The sequence below is a fragment of the Nocardioides sp. genome (assembly GCF_016462705.1).
Classification (GTDB): domain Bacteria; phylum Actinomycetota; class Actinomycetes; order Propionibacteriales; family Nocardioidaceae; genus Nocardioides.
Map to the genome: position 1 here is coordinate 1 of NZ_JAEMSS010000240.1, position 5,130 is coordinate 5,130.

5 protein-coding genes are annotated in these 5,130 nt (G+C 72.5%); all 5 read right to left on the minus strand.

Features of this window, described 5'->3' with window-relative positions; all coding sequences use genetic code 11:
• Positions 1-170: 170 nt before the first annotated feature.
• A complete protein-coding gene (gene eccB, locus JHD21_RS20375; protein WP_292679086.1) occupies positions 171-1,631 on the minus strand; it encodes a type VII secretion protein EccB in 1,461 nt (486 codons plus the stop codon).
• Between the two features lie 6 nt (positions 1,632-1,637).
• On the minus strand, positions 1,638-3,002 hold the full coding sequence (gene eccD, locus JHD21_RS20380; RefSeq protein ID WP_292679091.1) for a type VII secretion integral membrane protein EccD: 1,365 nt from the start codon (positions 3,000-3,002) through the stop codon (positions 1,638-1,640).
• A gap of 191 nt (positions 3,003-3,193) precedes the next feature.
• Positions 3,194-3,490, minus strand: coding sequence for a WXG100 family type VII secretion target (locus JHD21_RS20385; protein ID WP_292679094.1), 297 nt, complete (start codon positions 3,488-3,490; stop codon positions 3,194-3,196).
• Positions 3,491-3,501: 11 nt separating this feature from the next.
• Positions 3,502-3,825: a WXG100 family type VII secretion target gene (locus tag JHD21_RS20390; RefSeq protein ID WP_292679096.1), complete on the minus strand. Its 324-nt coding sequence runs from the start codon at positions 3,823-3,825 to the stop codon at positions 3,502-3,504.
• 140 nt (positions 3,826-3,965) lie between these two features.
• The coding region (locus JHD21_RS20395) for a hypothetical protein (RefSeq protein ID WP_292679098.1) at positions 3,966-5,130 on the minus strand (1,165 nt) is incomplete at its 5' end.

Here is a 5,130-nt window from a genome sequence, read left to right on the forward strand (position 1 = left end):
CAGCTGGACCGGGGAGCCGGTGCGCTCGGTCGTCACGACGTCGGCCTGGTCGGTGGCGATGTTCTCGCAGCCCTGGTCGACGGCGTACGACGGCGCGGTGCCGCCCAGGGCCAGCAGCCCGAGCGTCAGGCCGGCCGCGACCCCGGCCCGGCCGCCCCGGGCAGCACGGCTCACTCGCACGAGCGGCTCTCGCCGGCCTGCTCGTCCTCGGCGCCCTGCCCCAGCTCCTCCGGCCGGGTCGGCGGGCACAGCGCGGCGTCGACCGACAGGGCCTCGCCCTCCACGAACAGCTCGAGCCAGCTGTCGGGGACCACGGGCGCCTCGTCGTCGTCGAAGCCGAGGTTGGTGACCGCGTCGGTGCCGATCAGGGCATAGCTGTAGCCCTTGGCGTCGATGACGAACGGCTCGCCGACCTGCGAGCTCTCCCAGCCGCCGGACAGCACGAAGGCGCCCTTGCCGGGGTCGACCGTGACGTCGCGCTGGCCACCCTCGACCTCGGCGGCGCTGGCCTCGTCCTCCGGCAGCTCCACCAGCACGACACCCGGGACGGAGCCGAAGGCCGGCTCCAGCCGGGCGCACTGCTCACCCACGACGGGGCGCAGGACCGCCCCCGGCCAGTCCGCGTCGAGGTAGGGCTCGACGCCGGCGGTGACGTCGGGCGGGGTGGTCAGCCCGAGGTCGCGCGCGACCCGGGGCAGGCGGGCGTCGAGGTAGACCGCCCGTGCGAACTCGCTGAACTGGGCCGGACCGTCCTCGGTGACGACGAAGAGCTGCCCGTCGATCTCGTAGTAGTCGCCGATCCGGACGTTGTCCGGGAGCCCTCCCTGGCCCGCCTGGTCGGACACCTCGCCGAAGCCGGCCAGGCCGAAGCTCGTGAAGTCGAGGGACCCACCACGCGGGAAGAGCGCGAGCCAGTCAGCCGGCACGACCTTGGCCTGCTCGAGGATCGGCAGGCCGAGCGCCCGCAGGGTGTTGTCGAGGCCGGGCAGGTTCTTGGGCAGCGCATAGCTGTAGGCGCGCGACAGCTCGGTGCCCTCGGGCCGGGACTGGGCGATGACGTAGAAGGAACCCTGGCTCTTGACCAGCAGCCCGGCCTCGGGAGCGGCCGTCACACGGTCGGTCTCGGACACGTCGAGGTGCAGGCCCAGTCCGTCGTCGGTGCAGGCGGTCCAGCCGGTCTGGATGAGGTCGTCGGTCTCGGGCACGGTCACGGGCGCACCGAGGATCCCGATGTCGGCGCCCGGGGTGTTGGTGTCGATCTCGGACTGCGGCACGACCTCGGGGACGGCGTTCTCCTCGCCCAGGATCAGCTGGGCCGAGGTGATGTTGATGACCGGCCGCACCTGCGGGTTGCCGTCCTCGTCCGGCTCGAGGATGACGTAGGAGGCACCCTTCTCCTTCGACTGCACCAGGCCCGGCTCGTCCCAGTCGATGTTGACGTCGGGCTTGAAGACCCCGGCGATGGCCGCACCCGCGAGGAGCAGCACGGCCAGGGCCGCGCCCCCGATGATCGTGCGTCCCGGTCGCGTCGGCTCGACCTCGCGTCCGCCCGGGGCGCCGGAGACGAAGGCCGTGACGAGACGGCGACGACTGAACGCATGGGCCTCGACGAGGTCCTTCTTGGTGGCCACCGGCGATCAGCCCTCGACGATCGACTTGAACACGCCGACGGCGAGCACGAGGAGCGGCAGGAGGGTCAGGAGGGCGATGCTCTCGACGACGTCGCCGAACCTGCCGCGGCGCACGGACGGCGTCGTGGGCAGCAGCGTGACCGCGAGCAGCACGGCGCCCGAGGCAGCGAGGACCACGGCGGCGACCGGGCGCCAGGCCTCGTGCATGGTCAGGACGGAGGCGGCGACCGCGACCAGTCCGGCGATGCCGGAGACGAGCCCGACCAGCACCTCGGAGCCCGTGCGGTACTGGCGGGTGCGCAGCATGACGATCAGGCACGCGACGACGGCCAGCAGCGTGCCGAAGAGCCCGCGGGAGACCGCCACCGGCGCGACGAGGACGAGCAGGAGGCCGACGGTGCCGGAGATGGCGACGAGGATCTCGTGGGCGACGCGGGCGTCGGCCCCGACGCGGCGGGGGTCCACCTCGTCGGGGTCGGCGGTGATGTCGGCGGTCGAGTAGAGCTGGTCCACGGTCGTCTTGGTGACACCGAGGGCCAGCCAGGGGAAGATGCTGCCGATCATCACGACGACGGTCATCACGACGGGCAGCAGGATCGTTGGGTCGACGTCGGTGGAGTCGACCAGGAAGCCGGTGCCGACGAAGACCGCACCCACCACGACGGGTGGGATCACCAGCGTCCGACCGTCACCGAGACCGACCAGGCAGACCAGGCCCGCCACCAGCGCCCCGGCACCGGCGAAGGCCACCGGCAGGCCGGAGAGGTCCGACAGGCCGCCCTCGGGAGCCAGCATGAAGCCGGCCACGGCGGCGTAGCCCGCCCCCATCCAGGCCACGGCGACGGCCGCCTCGGCCTCGACCTGCACCCGCGAGAGCACGATCGCGCCGGCGACCAGGGCGAGTGCCACCGTCGCCGCCGCGACGGCCGCCAGCTGCGAGCCGTCCTGCACCAGCAGCGCCACGGCGCCGAGGGCCATGAGCATGGCCCCCGCCGACAACGCCGTACGGCGCCCGGAGGCGGGCTGCCAGGGCTTGAGGTCGCGCTCCACGACGTCGGTCATGGCCTCGACCACGTCGTCGTAGACCCGTGGTGTGGCGTCGTCGATGCCGGCGGTCACGGTCAGCGTCACGCCGTCCTCGACGCCCTGGAGGGTGAGACCGGAGTCGCTGGCCAACCGGCGACCCTCCGAGGTCAGCAGGTGGTAGCCGCCGTAGACGGTCGTGGCGTCGAGCATGCCGACGCTGCGGGCGAGCTCGGGCACCAGCTCGGCGACCGGCACGGCCCCGGGCAGCACCAGGTCGACGCGACGGGTGCCGGACGTGACCGTCACGCGCACCAGTCCCGAGGTCCCGACGGGGGTCTGGCTCATTCTTTCTCCCAAGATGTGCGCAGCGGACGAGCGAGCCGCATGCTACCCGCCGACCCCGCCCGCCCAGAGTGACTGCATGTGGACGTGTGTCTGCATGTGGCGGTGCGGCGGCACGAGGACGTGCGAAGGGGCCGACACGTCATGTGTCGACCCCTCCGAGGTCCGGGTCCGACGGACCCGGGACCCAGGACTCAGATCTCGAACTGAGCGGCGCCGCGGGCGTCCGCGGCCTTGTATTCAGCGTTGGACTGGTAGACCGTCTGGCTGCTGCGGTCGAGCAGGTCGCGCATCTCCTGGATGGCCCAGTCCCACTTGGCCTTCGAGACGCGGTACTGCTCCTGCGCGTTACCGACCCACTGGCTGCGCAGCGGCTCGAGCTCCTGCTCGAGGCGGTTCATGCGGTCGTCGATGTCCTTGACCTTCTGGTACATGTCGGCCGCGGCCTGGTCGACCGCACCGTGGTTGACGCGAATTCCGTCGAGACTCATGTCGATGCTCCTCAGTTGCCCATGCGGTTGGAAAGGTTGGTGAAGTTGGCGCCCTGGGCGTCGTCCGTGCTGATGTTGTCGCGCTCGGTGACGCCGAGGGAGTTCTCGAACTCGTTGAGGGCGTCGACGATGACCTGCTGCTTCTCGGTCCAGGCCTGCTGGAGCGCGAAGAACGCCGTGGCGCCCTGGCCGCCCCAGCGACCCTGCACGCCGGCGATCTGGTCGGACAGCTGGCGGCTGATGTTGTTGAAGTCGATCCGCGCGTCGGACACCATCCCGGCCGCGCGGGTCAGGACTCCTTCGCCTTGGCCGAACTCGTTGGCGGTCTCTGCCATGGCCTTCTCCTTCGATTCTGGCGACGGTTAGCCGCGCATGAGGGGTGGGTTCTTCGTCAGGTGGAACGCTGTCTCGGGGCCTCGCTCCCGGTGAGGAGCGGGACAAGCACGTCTTTACCCGGCGCCTAGACCCCTAAACCTCAGCCTGTCAATTCCCACAGGTGGCGGAACAGGCCGACGGCGACCACCACCGCACCCACCGCGAAGGACGCGCAGATGCTCTCCGCGACCTCGGCCCGACGCGACCACCAGGCCGAGCGCCAGCCACGGCCCAGCGGTACCGCGAGCAGGATCAACGCGCCGGCGAGCACCAGGGCGACGATGCCGATGGCCAGGTCGGAGCCGGCGCCTCCCTCGACCAGCACGACGACCAGCAGCACCAGCACGCACGCCAGGCCGGCCACCCGCAGCAGCGCCCGGGCCCCGAGGTGGCGATAGCTGCGGGCGGCGAAGAGCAGGGACAGCCCGGAGAACCCGACCATGGCCCGCGCGCCCACCCCGTCGTGGCGCTGGGTGGCGGCCTCCAGCAGCAGCGGGGCGGAGACCACGACGACGGCCAGGATCGCGGTGGCGGCCGCCGTGACGATGCGGGTGCCGCGCGCCGCGACGAGCTCGACCGCACGCGGGGGCACGACGATGCGACCGCGCCGCCCCGTCGGGCGGTCACGGGCCGACCAGGCGGTGACGGCGAGCCGCTCGAGGTCGATGAGGAACTGGTCGGGCACGTCGATGGCGAAGGACGGCACGAACCGCGCCGCGAGCGTGGCGAGCAGGAGCAGCAGCGCCCAGGCGACCTGGGGCCGGAAGTCCAGCAGCGCTGCGCCGCAGGTGAGCACGAAGACCAGGGAGCCCACGACCACCCAGACCCGGAGCGCCTCCTCGGAGTGTCGGTCCAGGGCGCGGGCGACGGCCGCGGTCACGGCGCCGGTCAGGGCGGCCACCCCGATGATCGTGGGCAGCCGCTCGGGCGCGGGGTCCCACGCGACGACGAAGGCGGCTGCCGCGGCGAACACGGGGGCCGCGAGGATCCGGTGCGCGGCGTAGCGTCCGACCGGCAGGATCCCGAGGAACGCCGCGGCACCGAGCACGACCACGGTCGTCGTGCGGAGGTCGGAGGGTGGCTCCTGGGAGGCCGCCCATCCCGCGACCAGCGCGAGGCCGACGGCGACGCTGAACCACAGGACCGACAGGGCGCCCGGTGGTGGCGACGCCGGTCGGGAGGCACGGTCGTCGGTGCGCCGGCGGCGTCCGGTGCCGCGGGTCGGCTCCCCGCCGGGGAGCAGCGCGACCAGCACCGAGCCGGGT

Excerpts from the sequence above, each read along its gene's own strand:
- JHD21_RS20385 (WP_292679094.1), bottom strand. The coding sequence starts at position 3,490 with ATGAGTCTCGACGGAATTCGCGTCAACCACGGTGCGGTCGACCAGGCC.
- JHD21_RS20390 (WP_292679096.1), bottom strand. The coding sequence starts at position 3,825 with ATGGCAGAGACCGCCAACGAGTTCGGCCAAGGCGAAGGAGTCCTGACC.
- eccD (WP_292679091.1), bottom strand. The coding sequence starts at position 3,002 with ATGAGCCAGACCCCCGTCGGGACCTCGGGACTGGTGCGCGTGACGGTC.